The following is a 16506-nucleotide window of genomic DNA, read 5'->3' as shown; positions in this document are numbered from 1 at the left end:
CTTTTCATTTGAGCGCACTTATTTATAATGAAAATAGAATAATAAAAAAGAAATGCTCAAATGGATTATGTAAATAAATCGCCTAAACGCAACCCTAGCAAACAAAAACAACAACGCGCATATAAGATTAAACTATTTACCACTATTTTAACGGTAGGCATAGTTACACCAGTTATAGGCTTGAATTTTTATAACTCTAGTACTGAAAAACAAACAGTGGCTATTTCTACACAGGTAAATGATAGCCAAACTGAAGAGCTCGTTTTACCAAATAAGCCAAAACCAAAATATGTTTTTCCTGAAAAGCTTGAACAAGGACAGATAAGTTTTATTGAAAGGGATTATGACACCCCTGACTCTACTCCCCATCAATTACGCTGCGGAGCATTTAAACTAGAAAGTGACGCGCAAAACCTAAAAAATAAAATTAGCAAACTCACGCCAATGAACGTAAGTAGTTCTGGCAAATGGTATGTGGTAACAAGCCCCTACTTTGCTAATAAACGTAAAGCAGAAAACTTTAAAAATCAAATAAAGAAAAACCTAAAAATATATGAGTGTGTATTAAGGCAGAAACGCAACTAACTATTACTATCCATAACAAGTGCCCCCATCACGTGCATAGTATCTAATCCGAATTACTTTATTTATCATTTAACTCTGTACAATACGCCATTCAACACTCATAGGTTTTTCACCTTAGTGATTCAAATATTCAACTTCACCATAATATTTAAATGGTGCTGCTTTTTTATCTGGCCCCAGTTTATTTTCTCTAACAAAGAGATGAAATTATAGTTAAATGTATTTAATAGTCGCTTGTTCAGCCAGTTTGGTGGCATTTTTCTTTATGTTGTATGAATTGCTTTCGTAATAATAACCACGGCCTGCATTATTTAAACCTTGGTCTTTTACACTGTCTGTAGTCTGTTGGTTTAATTGTTGCTTTTGTCGCTCTAGTTTTTTAATTTTGATATCAATAGCTTCCATTTCATCTATTACGTAAACGTTGGCATTTACAGAGTTTTTTGTAGTTTTAGCAACATAGTTATTAGCACTTTGCTTAGTGACGTTTTTAGAGTTAACAGAGGATAGCGGTTTTGCTTTTTCAGGCTTTGTAGCAATGCATGCTTGAATAACTTTAAACAAAAGCTTAAATACAAACTTTAAAATTTGATATGGGACTATAACCATCATGGCCATAACAAGTAATGGAAATGTAAATGGTAAAAAGACTAAAAACCAAAACATAGCCGAAGAGTTGCCCTCTTCATGCTCAACATGGTTTTGGTTTGAATTAAATGCACCAAGTAGTGCAGCAATACCAGCAAACTCTAAGAAGCCTAAGCCTTCCTCAACACCCGCTTCATGATAATCGAACTCGTCAAAACTATCTTCATAGTAATGCTCTTCAATTTCGAATTCGTCACCCTGAAACTGTTCAAAGTCGTGTTCGTTATTGTTGCTGTGGTAGCTCAAACTAGCAGGCCTTTAACTTAGCTTTACTTAATAAAGATACACAGCCTTTAGCAATAAAAAATAGTACTAATGGCACTGAAAGAATAACCATAGCTGGTAGAAATTTTGCCGACTAAGGGCTGGTTTGATTCATGTATTGTTTTGGATAAATCATAAAAAAGTCTTTAAATAAATTACTGTTTGTTAATTACTGGCTATTTTACCTAAACAATTAATGTGTTTCTGTTTAGCTTTGTTACTGATTAATGGGAAGTTGTTGAGCTAGAAGCCCTAATCTATTGGGCTATTACAGGTTTTGACATGCCAGTTAATGAAATTAACAAGTTTATAACAACAAACTTTTGCAGTGTTTTACATTTGGTTAACGGAATATTTTCTGGTCGGATGTATAATTAAACACAGTTAACTTTTCATAGTTTTCCTCCCTGAAATGCTTTGCCACCTCATATTTGCAGGTGGCTTTTTTTTATCTCAAACATCCCTGTTCTCGGTCCTTCGGACTGCTTCGCAAAGAAAATTATTTCCAGAAGAATTTTTGCCTGAAATTTATGGATTCCGTAACAAGTACGGAATGAAGACTAGTCGTACGCATGTTAACGGTAAATGCCGAAACAAGAGCTTCAACCCAACCAAGCAACATCCAGCCCAAAAACAAATTAACAAGTTTATAACAACAAACTATTGCAGTGTTTTACATTTGATTAACGGAATATTTTCTGGTCGGATGTATAATTAAACACAGTTAACTTTTCATAGTTTTCCTCCCTGAAATGCTTTGCCACCTCATATTTGCAGGTGGCTTTTTTTTGCCTGAAATTTATGGATTCCGTAACAAGTACGGAAAGACGTGGGGTTATGGTTTTTGTCTGAAATTTATGGATTCCGTAACAAATACGGAATGACGTGATTGTGGATTTTATGTCTGGAATTTAAGAGCTGGATTCCCGAACAAGTCGGGAATGACGGTGTGGTGATACGGAATGACGCTGTGGTGATACGGTATGACGCTGCGAGGCTTACGGGATGACTGAACTGAGAGAGTGAAATGCTTTGCCACTTCCCTAACTTGGCAATTTTAAGTTAACTCTTCCATGAATTAAAAAACCAGCGAGTTCGCTGGTTTTATTTTGTGTATCCTATGTGGCTTTAATAATACAACTTCCACCAATCGGTATAGCTTCCAACACTATATTCATAATCGTATCGGTATCTGGCATTACCATTAATAAGTTCCCCTCTAAAGTTGCTGTACGACGTGTTATTACCAAATTCATCATAGGTATACACGTAGGTGTAATCGATAACACCATCACCGTTGTGATCATTTATTCGTTGGGTAATGTTATTCATTTCATCATAGGTGTAGGTATTTCGATAAAGTGGCGTTACTAAATCACCATCATAGTAGGTGTTGGAAGTGCGGTTACCTCGTTCATCATATTCATAATAATAACCATAGTCGGTTGTACCGTCACCATCGCTGTCGGTCAATCGGCTCATCACATATCCATTTTCATATGTGCTCACACTAACGTAATCATAAAGTTCATCACTGAAATTACCATCTGAACGATATTCTATTTCTTCACCGTCTTCGTTATAAACCCACTCAGAAATATAATTTATTATTTCATCGCCACCTTCGTCATTTTCAACCCTTATTCTTAAGCCCTGCTCGTTATAGTAAGAATAAGACACATTTTCAATGACCAGCTGAGGGCCCTCTGGAGTATCAATTGAGCTGTAATCTGTTTCTTTGGTTAACACATTGTTGGTGTACTCTCGGGTGTACTTATAATCGATAACACCGTCACCATCGTCATCACTTGAATATGATGTTAGATTACCATTTTCGTCATATTCAGAGAAATCACTGTTATCACTAATGGTATCGCCGTCTTCATCATCATAAGACGCTGTTTCAAAGCCAATATTGTTATACTCATACCAACTTGAACCTGTCATTACGCCTAGCTGTTCAAACACTCTTTGAAGACGGTTACCATGAATATTCATGGTATAAAGACCGCTGCTGGTTTTGGTTTCTCCCTCATAATACTCCCATCCTAAATAGTTAACATTGCTATCGTGGAAGTATCTATCTTTGGTAAACGAGTCCGCAACCACATTACCTTCACTGTCCAATTCGTAGTAATCCCAGTCGGTTGAGTTAGTTTCTGCATTTAAATAAATATTATAATATTCTTGTAATACGCCATTAGAAGAATAGCTTTCCTTTGTTTTTCCGGGCACTTGTGGCATCAAATTTTGCTGTGCTGCAATTAAGTCCAGTGCTTTAAAATGAAAGGTTATATCGGCATTTGAAATCAAGCTTTGATCAAACGCTTTATACAAGGCAATGGTAATTAAGTTGTCTCGGTCTAAGTCATCAATCTCTTGCTTTAAGTTAAAAGACTTATCAGCCCAAAAAGCATGTAAGTTTGTATCAATAGCAATGCCATTACTGGTGTCTTTATCTTTATCAACCGTGTAAAGCATAGCCACAATATTGATCATTTCACTCAGCTTTGGAAATTTTTCGTAGTCATCATAATCATCGATAAACTCACGTGCCTGCAGTTGAGTAACAGGTATTTCAGCTCCTGGTACTAAGTCGAGCGGTGACAAACTTGTTAATGCTTGAGTTGTTTCCCCAAGCTTCGTACCACCAATATAAAATGAAATATTGTCACCTTGGCTATAAATATAGCCACCATTTTCATCAGTAAAGCCACTGGCAGAATCAGAAGTATAAGCAACACCGGCTGCGCCGCCCATAAACTGGCCCTTGTTAACATTGACCGTGGCATTGGCTGATGCACAGTTTTCAGGATTAAGGTTTTCACACACTTGATACGTTAATGCATATTCGCCGGTTGAAATATTGGCTGCTACACTAACGTGCTCACCCAGTAAAGATAACTCTGGGCTTATTGAGATAACACTTGTGGTTACCTCAGTAGCAGAAATACTGTCGCTATCTATTAGGTCATTGGCTAAAACATTAAGTATGTTTTCGTTCGCAAACCCACCATTAATATCGTTAATTGTATCGTCAGACAAAGTAAGCTCTGCGGCAATAACTTCAACACTTACACTACCACTTGCACAAACCGTTGGTTCATCAACCAAACATACTTTGTATACAAGATCATACGTACCTGCACTTGTCATCGGCATGACGGTAACAAGGCCCTCTTCCGTCAATGATAGAGGCGCATGACTGTTAACCATTGAAATACTTATTTGCTCTAACGTAAGGTTAGATCCATCAATAGTATCGTTGTCGATAATTGCAATGCCAACACTGCCCATTCGACCTGAAACATTCGTTATTGTGTCGTTGGTAATGACTAATTCTGGCGAGTTATCATCTACCTTTGGATCCGAACTTGAGCCTGAGCCTGAACCGCCACAGGCGCTTAACAAAGCTATGATAAGAGAAGTTGACAGGAATTTTATTGCGTTGCAACGTGGGGGTAGAGCCATACTTTTCACCATTGATTGTTATTATGTTTTAACTATAAACCAATTTTAAATTTTTTCCTGTTCAGACCATTTAACGCCACATCTAATTAACACCAGCGTAACAACATAGTGTTGCAGTGTTTTACATTTGGTTAACAGCTTAATTAATAACCATCAGCTATTATAAACACAGTTAACTTTTCATAGTTTTCCTCCCTGAAATGCTTTGCCACCTCATATTGCAGGTGGCTTTTTTTTGTCTGGAATTTATGGATTCCGTAACGAGTACGTAAAGACGTGGGTTATCGCTTTTTTGTCTGGAATTTATGGATTCCGTAACAAGTACGGAATGACGTGGGGAGCTACGGAAAGACGTGGGCTTATGGCCTTTGGTCGTACTGAACTAGTGTGAGTAGTACGCAATGAAGGCGTGTAACAATAACCGTTTACTGCCACGGTTAATTCTACTTATATGCTTCTGGTTAGTTATACATTAACGGCTTTTATCAGTAAAGCCAGGCCTGTTATCACGGTCATCAATTCAAAGGTTCTTTTAACTAAAGTATTGCCCTTTTCAATGGCAAGGTGTGCTCCAAAGTAACCACCAATTAATGAGCCTAATATAAGTGCCGGCAGCCAAGACCATTGTACAGTTTCTAATAACGCCAGCGTTACTGCACCGGCACCATTCCATAAAATTCCCACCATAACCAAGGTGTAAGATACTGCTCGGGCGTAGTTCATACCAAACCAATGGATGAGCCACATTGTAACAAATAAGCCAGTTCCTGAAGTTAAAGAGCCGTTAAGAATACCTAATAAAAATAAACCGAGTGCGCCAATTAAATAACCTTTAATGGTTAAGTTTTTTAAGCTGTCATGCATGCCCAAGTTAGGTTTAAAGAATGAATAAATACCTAATGCTATGGTTAAACAGCCAAGCGAGAACATCGCGATACTCTCGGGTATATTTAATATAACGTTGGCACCAATAACTACGCCGGGCAGCGCACCTACAATCATAATGGTTACAAGCTGCCATTGAAAACCACCATATTTAAGGTGCTTTAAAGAAGCGCCAACACCCAACGCAACCGATGCAATTTTATGTGTTACTAGTGCAACGCCAAAGGGTAAACCAAGAAAAATTAAAACAGGTAGTTGTAAAAGCCCTGCTCCACCGCCAGCAAGAGAAGAAAGAGTATTGGCAAGTAAACTGATAACGAAAAGTAATAAATGCTCAAGCATTGAATTCATGATAAAGATGATGGTTGTTAGCACACTAGCACGGTTCTATCGAGATATTAACTTATTTGTATTAACAAACTACTGCTGTACTTACTTTTTAAATAGTTCGGATTAATTTGTGATGTACATGCAAATAACAGAATTTAAGCCATCCTAGTCAATGCTAGGCAATGCGTCCTAAATAAAAAAACCAGCGACATATCGCTGGTTTTATTTTTAAATGTTGAGCAAACAGTATCTATGCTCTATTTAATTTTCCAGTAGATATGCTGTGGTAAAATCGGTAAGTAAATATTCATAGTGGTAGCCATATCTATAAACACCGTCTTGATCTTCGCCTCTATAATTAACATATGACACCATATTTCCATGCTCGTCAAAGCTATAAATATTGGCATAATCGGCAACACCATCACCGTTATTATCAGTTTTTTGTTCAATCATATTGTTAGCATCATCATATTTGTAAAAGTATGAATAAAGAGGCTTGTCAAAACCATTATTATAATATGTATATTGAATTCTATTTCCGTGCTCGTCGTATGTATAAAACTGGCCTCGGTCGTCAACTCCATCACCATTGCTATCAGTTAAATTTGAAACTCTTAAACCATTTTCATAGGTAGTGACGGTTCGATGATTGAAGGCTTCATCCGCTAAATTATTATCAGAGCGATACTCGATTGTTTGACCTGCTTCGTTATAATCCCACTCAGTAAGATAATCTATTTCCCCATCAGCATCATTATCAGTTTCTTGTCTAATTAGCAGCCCAGCTTCGTTATAGTAATAAAAGGTCATATTGTCGACATCATTTTCAGCACCTGCATAAGCTGAAATGTCATTGTAATTAGACTGTTTCACTTTTAGATTATTGGCATATTCCGTTAGCCTTTTATAATCATTTTTGCCGTCGCCGTCGTTATCACGCAGATAGGAAATTTCATTACCATTTTCATCATATTGGCTAAACTCACTTTCATCGCTTACCTCATCTCCATCATTGTCTTTATAATAGGCAGTTTCAAGGCCAATGTTGTTGTACTCTTTCCAACGGCTACTGTTATCACCGTATATACTTGTATAGTCAGAGCGCATCATATTCCCATGGATATTGAGTGTGTAGGTTTCACTGCTGTTTAGTACACCTTCTTCATAATATTCCATGCCAGTATAGTTAGCATTACCATCGTAAAAGTATTTATCTTGGTAAGAAATTTCAGGAAGCAAATTGCCTTCATCGTCTGTTTCAAAGTAATCCCAAGTGACAGTGCCTTTATCCGAACTTACTGAAATTTTATAAACTTCATCAGCGACACCAGGGTCAGAGTAATACGTTTCTTGATTAGTACCATACACATGCGGAGTTAAGCCCTGTTGTGCAGCAAACGTGTCTAAAGAGCTAAAATAAGGCGTTAAACTTGTATTGGCTAACAATTCTTGATCAAATGCTTTATACATAGCAATGTTGATAACGGTATCTCGCTCGAAACGGCTAATACTTTGTTTCAAGTTAAATTGTTTGTCAGCCCAGAGAGTATGCAATTTCTCATCAATGACAATACCATTGCTGATGTCTTTGTCTTTGTCTACGCTATAAATTAACGTTAATGCATTAACCAACTCATTTATTTTTGGGTTTATATCAAAGTCATACTTGTTATCTAAAAATGAATTTACTTCTGTACTACTAACAGGCACTTTTGAATCTTTTATCAAATCTAATGGTGACAGTTTAGCTTTAGCTGCTGCTTGTTCACCAAGCATTGTGGCACCGATATAAAACTTGATGTTATCACCGGCATTATAGATATATCCGCCATTGGCGTCGGTAACGCCATTAGCTGAATCTGACTCATAACGGATCCCGGCGATCCCTCCCATAAATTGGCCTTTATCAACGTTCACAATTGCTGTCGATGAAGTACAATTTTCTGGGTTCAAGTTTTCACATACTTGATAAGTTAATTGATGCTCCCCTGCCATAGTATTACTGGCAACACTTACGTAATTGCTATCAAGCTGCAATGAGGGATCATTTGATAAAACACTCAAAGTAATGTCATCAATATTGATGACATTACTATTCATGGTGTCATTTGCGAGTACATCAATTATATTTGAATTGCCAAAACCGCCATTAATATTGTCAATAAAATCATCAGCTAATGCCAATTCAGCAGCAAGCACTTCAACACTTACAGTCGCGGTTTCACAAATTGAACTATCGTCAACCAAACAAACCTTATATTGAAGTTGATAAGTTCCGGCTGCCGTCATTGGCGCAACATTAACAGTACCATCTCCATTCAATGTTAATGGTGCATCAGCCATAACTACAGAAATGTTTACCTGTGAAAGATCAAGCTGCTCACTGTCCAGCGTGTCATTATTGATGATTGAAACACTGTTTACACCGTCACGACCAGAAACGTCAGAGATGGAATCATTAACGGTTAAAATTTCTGGATCGCTCGAATCTGATCCACCACAAGCGGTTAATAGAGCTATGATTATTGAAGAAGTTAAACACTTGATCGACTTAACATGCTGACTTTTAAGCATATCATTCACCTTTTGATTATTATTATTATTTTTTAGGGATGGGCGAGCAAACAACATAGCAATACAGATACTAATAAACAACCTACAAAGAATGTGGTTATAACCCACCCTTAACACTTAGTTGACGATTTAATAACAACAAACTATTGCAGTGTTTTACATTTGGTTAACGGAATATTTTCTGGTCCGATGTATAATTAAACACAGTTAACTTTTCATAGTTTTCCTCCCTGAAATGCTTTGCCACCTCATATTGCAGGTGGCTTTTTTTTTGCCTGAAATTTATGGATTACCGCCTCGGCTTTGGCATCCATGCGTCGCTCTACCTCCTAAATCCATTTAGTCGTTCGCGGTAATGACGGTGAGAGTGGAATGCTTAGCCACCTCATTATTGCAGGTGACTTTTTCTTGCCTGAAATTTATGGATTCCGTAACAAGTACTCAAATACGTGGGGTTATGGTTTTTTATCCGAGATTTATGGATGCTGAAACAAGTCCAGCAAGTGGTTATAGTGGCTCAATATTAGCCAACTCCCTGAATTCATTTCAGGGTCAATAAAGTTGTTGCATTCCCGAACAAGTCGGGATTGACATTGGAATGTAAGCAACGGCTAAATTTAAGGTAAAAAAATACCGAGCGAGCTCGGCATTAACGGCAAGTCAAGCTTGCCTTTGTTTTATTTATTGTTGTTTTTATGCGCTATAACTCAGGTTGCCCTTAGTTATCTCTCCCCATGAATTTTCTTGTAATAGCTAGCTTTGTACTGAACAACTGCAAAGTGTTAAACATTAATTAATGATTAAAACCATTTAATTTCATTACAAATAACAATGCCAAGTACACCAAACATGCACACTAAAAATATGGCCATAGAACCTTCTCAATTACCTTTCTGGCAATATTTAAAAACAACACGGTTACAATAAGTAACAATTGCAAACATAGGAAGTGGCTGTTACAAAGCTGAAAGGTGTATGAATTTAACGTGTACTTACCGTTAACCAAGTGTTGCACTAACTATTTGTTAGGTATTGATATTTATAGGTTATTTTAATTTAACATTTAATTATCAAAGTTAGTTTCGCAACGTTACACACAGTTAACACGGCATAACTACGCAAAGGTAGCTTGGTATTGATTACTGGGGGATGCCGTTTTAATAACGTGAAACGAACTCAGGTCGATATTGATGTACCTATTACAACAAATAGATAGGTTAAATAGCACCTTTTCCTGGATTTAATTCAGAGTTTGAAAACGTTAATAGTCTTGCTGGGTAACTAACGACACTAAACCTTTATCATCAATCCACACGAAAGCAGCTTGTTGAAAGTCTTTGGCTAATTGGCTAGCTTGTTGTTTAGTTATGTTGGTAATTAACAAACTGTGCTCTTTGGGCCAGTCGTTCTGTTGGCTAAGACCGTAGCCTTTACAACTCGCTAATCCAAGCTTACTTACAGCTTGATGCAATTGTTGTTGGCGTTGTTGGTTTTGCCCTTCTTTAAGGCGTTTACTCTTTGGGTTGTAGGCGGTAATAAACGCTGCGGTTGGATTTTCAAAGGTATTTAAATAGCGGCTCAATGGGCGGTCGGTATCACCGATATTAATTTGCCAAAAACCTAACTCATCATCAATGATGTAATCTGTGTTTATATAGGCTTGTCGCAAATTATGGTCCATTTAAATGTCTCGTTTGTAGAAATGAACTTCAGTGTACAGATATTTAAAAACAAAGTTCAGCACTTTTTCACTCATTTTACTAATTTCACAATTAAACTATTCTTTATAAACGATAATTAATCATTTTTGCTAGGATGCGATGACCCTAATTAAAGAGTTAAAACGCCGTAACGTTTTTAAAGTAGCCGTTGCTTATGTCATTGTTGCTTGGCTCATCGTGCAAGTGGTTAATACAATTGTACCTATTATTTTAGCGCCAGATTGGATCGCTAAATTTGTGTTTATTTTGTTATTAGCCGGTTTCCCTATCGCCTGCCTATTTGCTTGGGCATTTGAATTAACTCCAGAAGGAATAAAGCGCAGTAAAGAAGTTGATCCAGATGAGTCTATTTGTCATCAAACCAGCCGGTATATTGACTATGTGATAATCGCGGCATTGTTATTAATTATTGGAGGCTTGCTATATAACCAATACTTTTCTTCTTCATCACAAAAGTCACCTCCATCTATTGCAGTACTGCCGTTTGTAAATATGTCTTCCGATGTTGAACAAGAGTATTTTTCAGATGGTATTTCTGAAGAAATTTTAAACCGCTTAACACGTATAAACGAGTTAATCGTCAGCTCACGTACTTCCTCATTCGTGTTTAAAGATAATGACCGCAGTATTCAACAAATTGCTGCGGCTTTAAATGTAAACCACGTACTTGAAGGCAGTGTACGTAAATCAGGAAGTAAAGTTCGCATCACCGCACAACTTATTAGTGTTGAAGACGATAAGTCTGTGTGGAGTAACACTTATGAACGCGAGTTAACTGATATTTTTGCTATTCAGGATGAAATTGCACATGCAATTGTGAGTTCATTAAAAATAACCCTACATCCTGAGCAACTTCAATATAGCCAAACGAACAGCATTGAAGCATATTCATCTTACCTACAAGGAAAATTTGAATTTGCTAAGCGAGACACTAACCCGCAAGCGCTGTTTAAAGCGATTAATTTATTTAAACAAGCTATAGCCCTAGACGATAAGTATGCTAATGCTTATGCAAGTTTAGGTAGAACTTATGCCTTAATGATGAATTACGGCTTAATGGTAGATCTTAACAAACAAAAGGAATTAGCTCGTGCTGCAACAAGTAAAGCATTACGATTAGATAGTAGTAATATTGGTGCATTACTGTCATCAGCCACCATTAAGTTTCAATTTGAAGGCGATTTTATCGGTGCTAAACAAGATTTTGAAACTATTATTGGTATTTCGGCCAAAGATGCCGAAGTTTATAATTTTTACGGCGACTATTTAAATACCGTGATGGATTACGAAAAAGCCATTGAAATGGAAGCCATGGCTCTTAAACTTGACCCTAACTCTTACATAAATCAAAGCGAATACGGACAAGTTTTAATCTCTGCGGGGTATGAATTACAAGGCTTCAAAATATTAACCGCACTAGCAAGTGATAATAGATTTACGGTTAATAAAAGTAACATTAATAATTTGCCAAATTATTTTGCTATTAGGCTTATTTCTGCAAATAAAGATCATATTGAACAGTTACCTAACTGGGGCTTACAAAGCCAATTTACCGATCTGGCAGTTGCTGCAAAAACAGGAGACCAATTAGCTTTAAATCAATTAGTTAACACTAGAATATATGATTACAGTTATGCCGATATTTACCCATTATTTATTGCCAATATACATTTTGAAAATAACAATTTTGATTTGGCTGAAATTTGGCTAAAAAAATCGTTATTAAAAGGCTTAAATTACTTTACGTTTATTGATTTAAAAATTGTCGATCCTAGAACAAACATTGAACACCCTGGGCTTAAGCACATATTAAGCACTCCACCATTTGCTAAATTGAGAAATTTACGTCGAAAAAACCTTGGTTTATCTACACCAGAATAGATACTAATTTAACCCTCAAAAACATACTAAGTAGGTATAAACCTATCAGTTTCTGAAAAGGTGTTAAGTTATTATTTAACTGCTTTAACCTATTTTTAAATTATTTAGTTTATTTGCTCTAAGATTTGAACTTTATTGGCTTTGTTACGTCATACATAACGTAAACAAAATTTAGATTTCTCCCTGGGACCTATATTTTTATTTTTAAACCTCCTATTTAGGAGGTTTTTTTTTGACTTGTAGTTACTCCATAGCGATTTACTCTACTCATATCATCCCCATTTGACACCGTCATACCCGCCCCACTCAGTCATAACTGCTCCACACCGTCATACCTGCCCTACACCGTCATACCTGACTTGTTCAGGTATCCATAAAAAATTCAACTCCTCAACCGACCTTTATATTTACAATACATTTACACAACACTTACTTATGCCTTACGGTGAATTATTTTAGAATATGTATAGTTTAACTAAGGTCCTAAATAGAGTTGTAGTTTATGTATAGAGTGTTATCGGTGCTTTCAGTGTTATTAATCGTAGGTTGTGGCGGAAGTGGTTCTAGTGATGAACCTGAAGTCAGCACGCCTGTGGTTGAACCGACACCTGATGATGGTAGTAACAATGATGACACGAATAATGATACTGTGATCTCAGACTCTACCAATATTTTATTTATATTAAGTGATGATCAGGGGCTGGATGCTTCTGCGCAGTATTCATATTCAAACGACTTACCAAATACAGCAACGCTTAATGCGTTAGCTGAACAAGGCATCACCTATACCAACACCTGGGCAACGCCTGCTTGCACAACTACCCGAGCGTCTATATTAACTGGCAAACATGGCGTCAATAGCGGAGTTACTTATGTGCCTGCCACCCTTGATACTACATTACAAATTTTACCTGAATATTTAAAAGCAGATCCTGCTACTTCTCACTATCAATCGGCAGTGTTTGGTAAATGGCACTTGGGCGGCGCACAAAGCTCTGCTAGCCATCCTAATGACACTGGTGTTGAACACTATGCTGGCAATTTAGGTAACCTAGATGATTATTACAACTGGGAGCTAACCGTAAACGGGCAAACCAGCATGGTTAATGAATACCACACAACCAAAATGACCGATTTGGCTATCGATTGGATTGGCGAACAATCAAGCCCATGGTTTGTTTGGCTTGCCTATTCAGCGCCGCATTCTCCGTTTCATTTACCGCCTGAATCGCTGCACACCCGAAATGGTTTAACGGGTAGTGAAACAGATATAAATGCCAATAAACGTGACTACTACCTTGCCGCCATAGAGGCAATGGATAGTGAAATAGGCAGATTAATTGCGTCATTACCGGCAGACGTACAAGACAATACCGTGATTATTTTTATGGGTGATAATGGCTCACCTAAAGGCGTTATAGATACAAGTGTGTTTGAAAAATCTCATGCTAAAGGCAGCCTGTATGAAGGCGGAATTAGAGTGCCCTTGCTAATTTCAGGTAAAGGGGTCGAACGTAATAATGTCTTGGAGAGCGCTCTGGTTAACAGCGTAGATTTATTTGCTACTATCGCTGAACTTGCTGGCAGCGACACAAGCAGCGTGTACGACAGTCACAGTTTTGCTAACACCTTAACCACTAATGAGCCGATTAGAAGTTCTAACTATTCAGAGTTTGAAAGTGACACAACGACTGGTTGGTCTGTTCGTGAAGGTGATTATAAATTAATTGAATATTCTAATGGCGAACAGCAGTTATTTAATGTTGAAGATGATCTGGCAGAAACCAATGATTTGCTGCTTACCTCTTTTGACAGCCATGATATTGTTCATTCACTTGAAGAAATTGCCCAAGTTGTTCGTAATGAAACAACAAACTCGGCGTTAGACATTACCAATCAAATTTTTGAAAATAGAAGCGCAAACTGCAGTGCCTATGTTGAACGTTACAGCTCTAATGTTTTAGATGTTAACAACAGTACAGTATTTGCGGGTAATTTAGTTATAAGCACTAGCGCTGATAAATGTATTTTTAACACCAATGCGATACCCAATCATGACTTTAATGATGGCAATAATAGCTTTCCAAACAATGTATCAACACAAAACGATACCTTTGAAATCACCACCACCCCAAGCTTTGCCAACACAACAACGGCTATAAGCTTGCAAGTAGACAATGCGATATTACTCAACGGCGTAAAGGTTGATTTATTAGCTGCTGGTTGCTTTGGAGTGGGTAATGGCAAAGTTGGTTGTAACGATATGAGTCAAGCTTGGCGCTATGATCCTATGTCACCTTTAAGTGGTTTTTCAGTAGATAGTCATAATGCCCATGCACAACCTGATGGCACCTATCATTACCACGGTACACCAAATGCATTTTATCATACCGAAAATAACGGTAGTGTTTCTCCGGTTGTCGGTTTTGCCGCCGATGGTTTCCCTATTTACGGTCCTTATTTTGATGACAACGGTAATATAAGAAAAGCCTTGCCCAGCTATCAATTAATAAGCGGTAATCGCCCTACTGATAGCGGAAGCCCAGGCGGGAGCTACGACGGAACTTATCGAGACGACAATGAATATGTACAAGGCTTAGGCGACTTAGATGAATGTAATGGTATGACCGTCGATGGTGTTTATGGCTATTACATTACCGACGGATTTCCTTATGTTTTAAATTGCTTTAAAGGTACCCCAGATGCAACATTTCATAAGTAACTTTTTTTAGGTGATAAGCAGCACTGGCATATTTGAACTAGACTTAAAGTAGGTCTATGCGAGGTTCTGCTTATGCTACGCTGGTTGGTAGGCTTATTATTAATTGTTAGCTTTGTTGGCAAGGCCACTACAGAGCCGCCCAAAATAAGCCCTTCCCCTGTTGCAACACAAACCGTACCTGTACTTTCAATTAAAGGCGCAATAGGGCCTGCAGTAAGTGATTATTTAGTCACTGAAATAGCCAACACTAACCATAATAAGAGCTCTCCTTTACTCATTATCACATTAGATACCCCTGGTGGTTTAAGCTCAAGCTTACGTGATATCAATATGGCAATTATGGCGTCTTCAATTCCCATAGCTTGTTTGGTTTATCCACAAGGAGCAAGAGCAGCCAGCGCCGGAACATATATCCTTTATGCCTGCCATATTGCTGCAATGTCTACGGCGACAACCCTTGGCGCAGCAACACCGGTAAGTATAGGAGCGCCAACAGGCGCTGATAAGCAAGAGGAAAAAACAAACTCGCCAACCGCTATGGAAAAAAAAGTGTTAAACGATGCCATCGCTTATATTCGCTCGTTAGCGCAATTGCGCGGTAGAAATGAAAAGTGGGCCGTGTTGGCGGTACGAGAGGCAGCAACTCTTACAGCCAAAGAAGCACTGGATAAAAATGTGATCAACCTAATTGCACAATCTCCTGCAGGTTTAGTCCAGAAACTACACGGCTATAAGGTAGTGATAGATAAAGAAAGTCAGCAATTAAACCTAGCCAATGCGCAACTAACACCAATAAAGGCTGATTGGCGTAACAATTTTATTGCCACTATCACCGACCCCAACATTGCATATATTCTTATGCTAATTGGTATTTATGGTTTACTGCTTGAGTTTTATAGCCCAGGTATCGGTATAGCAGGCATTACCGGCGGTATTTCATTGCTAATAGCTCTTTATGCATTTCAGCTACTGCCCATAAGTTTTACTGGCGCCGGCTTGTTAATTTTAGGCTTAATACTGTTAATTGCAGAATCATTTGCTCCTAGTTTTGGCATATTAGGCATTGGCGGTGTAATCGCATTTGTATTGGGCTCAATATTTTTAATTGACACTGATCAGGCCCATTTTCAAATTTCAATTCCGTTAATTGCTGCAGTGGCATTTATTTCTACGTTATTTTTTGTTTTTACACTTGGTTATTTGTGGCGAAGCCGTAATAGCAAAGTGGTTAGTGGACAAGAAGAACTAATTGGCGCTAATGCATTGGTAGAGCATGATTTCACCGGCTTGGGCTACGTTATTGTTAATGGCGAACGTTGGGCTGCACAATCACAACACGAATTAACTCGCGGTCAATCAGTACAGATCAACAGCATTGATGGCTTAACTTTACGAGTTAGCGAACTTAAAGATAAGGAGTGA

General features: G+C 37.8%; 9 protein-coding genes. 4 read left to right on the top strand and 5 right to left on the bottom strand.

Annotation, left to right across the window (positions count from 1 at the left end; genetic code table 11):
- Positions 1 to 60 precede the first annotated feature (60 nt).
- Complete coding sequence (locus tag RI845_RS08030; protein WP_348389215.1) at positions 61 to 585, top strand: SPOR domain-containing protein; 525 nt, start codon at positions 61 to 63, stop codon at positions 583 to 585.
- A gap of 213 nt (positions 586 to 798) precedes the next feature.
- Here RI845_RS08030 and RI845_RS08025 read toward each other — a convergent pair whose 3' ends face one another.
- The 5 genes from RI845_RS08025 to RI845_RS08005 all read right to left on the bottom strand — a co-directional run bounded on the left by RI845_RS08025 (position 799) and on the right by RI845_RS08005 (position 10441).
- Positions 799 to 1479 (bottom strand): hypothetical protein, encoded by a 681-nt coding sequence (locus tag RI845_RS08025; protein WP_348389214.1) that lies wholly within the window; start codon positions 1477 to 1479, stop codon positions 799 to 801.
- A gap of 1146 nt (positions 1480 to 2625) precedes the next feature.
- The gene (locus RI845_RS08020) at positions 2626 to 4968 is read right to left on the bottom strand and encodes an RHS repeat domain-containing protein (RefSeq protein ID WP_348389213.1); all 2343 of its coding nucleotides are present in this window, start codon (positions 4966 to 4968) and stop codon (positions 2626 to 2628) included.
- A gap of 465 nt (positions 4969 to 5433) precedes the next feature.
- Positions 5434 to 6228, bottom strand: a complete 795-nt coding sequence (locus RI845_RS08015; RefSeq protein WP_348389212.1) for a sulfite exporter TauE/SafE family protein — start codon at positions 6226 to 6228, stop codon at positions 5434 to 5436.
- A 216-nt stretch (positions 6229 to 6444) separates the two neighbouring features.
- The gene (locus RI845_RS08010; protein ID WP_348389211.1) at positions 6445 to 8760 is read right to left on the bottom strand and encodes an RHS repeat domain-containing protein; all 2316 of its coding nucleotides are present in this window, start codon (positions 8758 to 8760) and stop codon (positions 6445 to 6447) included.
- Between the two features lie 1261 nt (positions 8761 to 10021).
- Positions 10022 to 10441, bottom strand: a complete 420-nt coding sequence (locus RI845_RS08005) for a DUF3293 domain-containing protein (protein ID WP_348389210.1) — start codon at positions 10439 to 10441, stop codon at positions 10022 to 10024.
- Positions 10442 to 10580: 139 nt separating this feature from the next.
- Between RI845_RS08005 and RI845_RS08000 the strand changes: the two genes are divergently transcribed.
- From RI845_RS08000 to RI845_RS07990, 3 genes are all read left to right on the top strand, one after another.
- Entirely contained in the window at positions 10581 to 12362 is a 1782-nt protein-coding gene (locus RI845_RS08000) for a tetratricopeptide repeat protein (protein ID WP_348389209.1), read from the top strand.
- Between the two features lie 502 nt (positions 12363 to 12864).
- Positions 12865 to 15084 (top strand): YHYH protein, encoded by a 2220-nt coding sequence (locus RI845_RS07995; protein WP_348389208.1) that lies wholly within the window; start codon positions 12865 to 12867, stop codon positions 15082 to 15084.
- 72 nt (positions 15085 to 15156) lie between these two features.
- Positions 15157 to 16506, top strand: coding sequence for an NfeD family protein (locus RI845_RS07990; protein WP_348389207.1), 1350 nt, complete (start codon positions 15157 to 15159; stop codon positions 16504 to 16506).

It is taken from the genome of Thalassotalea nanhaiensis (assembly GCF_031583575.1).
Lineage (GTDB): Bacteria > Pseudomonadota > Gammaproteobacteria > Enterobacterales > Alteromonadaceae > Thalassotalea_A > Thalassotalea_A nanhaiensis.
This window is presented reverse-complemented; position numbering and strand designations above follow the sequence as displayed.

Bases quoted from the DNA above. Each gene is read 5' to 3' on its own strand.
- RI845_RS08030 (WP_348389215.1), top strand. From the start codon at position 61: ATGGATTATGTAAATAAATCGCCTAAACGCAACCCTAGCAAACAAAAA.
- RI845_RS08020 (WP_348389213.1), bottom strand. From the start codon at position 4,968: ATGGCTCTACCCCCACGTTGCAACGCAATAAAATTCCTGTCAACTTCT.
- RI845_RS08010 (WP_348389211.1), bottom strand. From the start codon at position 8,760: ATGCTTAAAAGTCAGCATGTTAAGTCGATCAAGTGTTTAACTTCTTCA.
- RI845_RS08005 (WP_348389210.1), bottom strand. From the start codon at position 10,441: ATGGACCATAATTTGCGACAAGCCTATATAAACACAGATTACATCATT.
- RI845_RS08000 (WP_348389209.1), top strand. From the start codon at position 10,581: ATGACCCTAATTAAAGAGTTAAAACGCCGTAACGTTTTTAAAGTAGCC.
- RI845_RS07995 (WP_348389208.1), top strand. From the start codon at position 12,865: ATGTATAGAGTGTTATCGGTGCTTTCAGTGTTATTAATCGTAGGTTGT.
- RI845_RS07990 (WP_348389207.1), top strand. From the start codon at position 15,157: ATGCTACGCTGGTTGGTAGGCTTATTATTAATTGTTAGCTTTGTTGGC.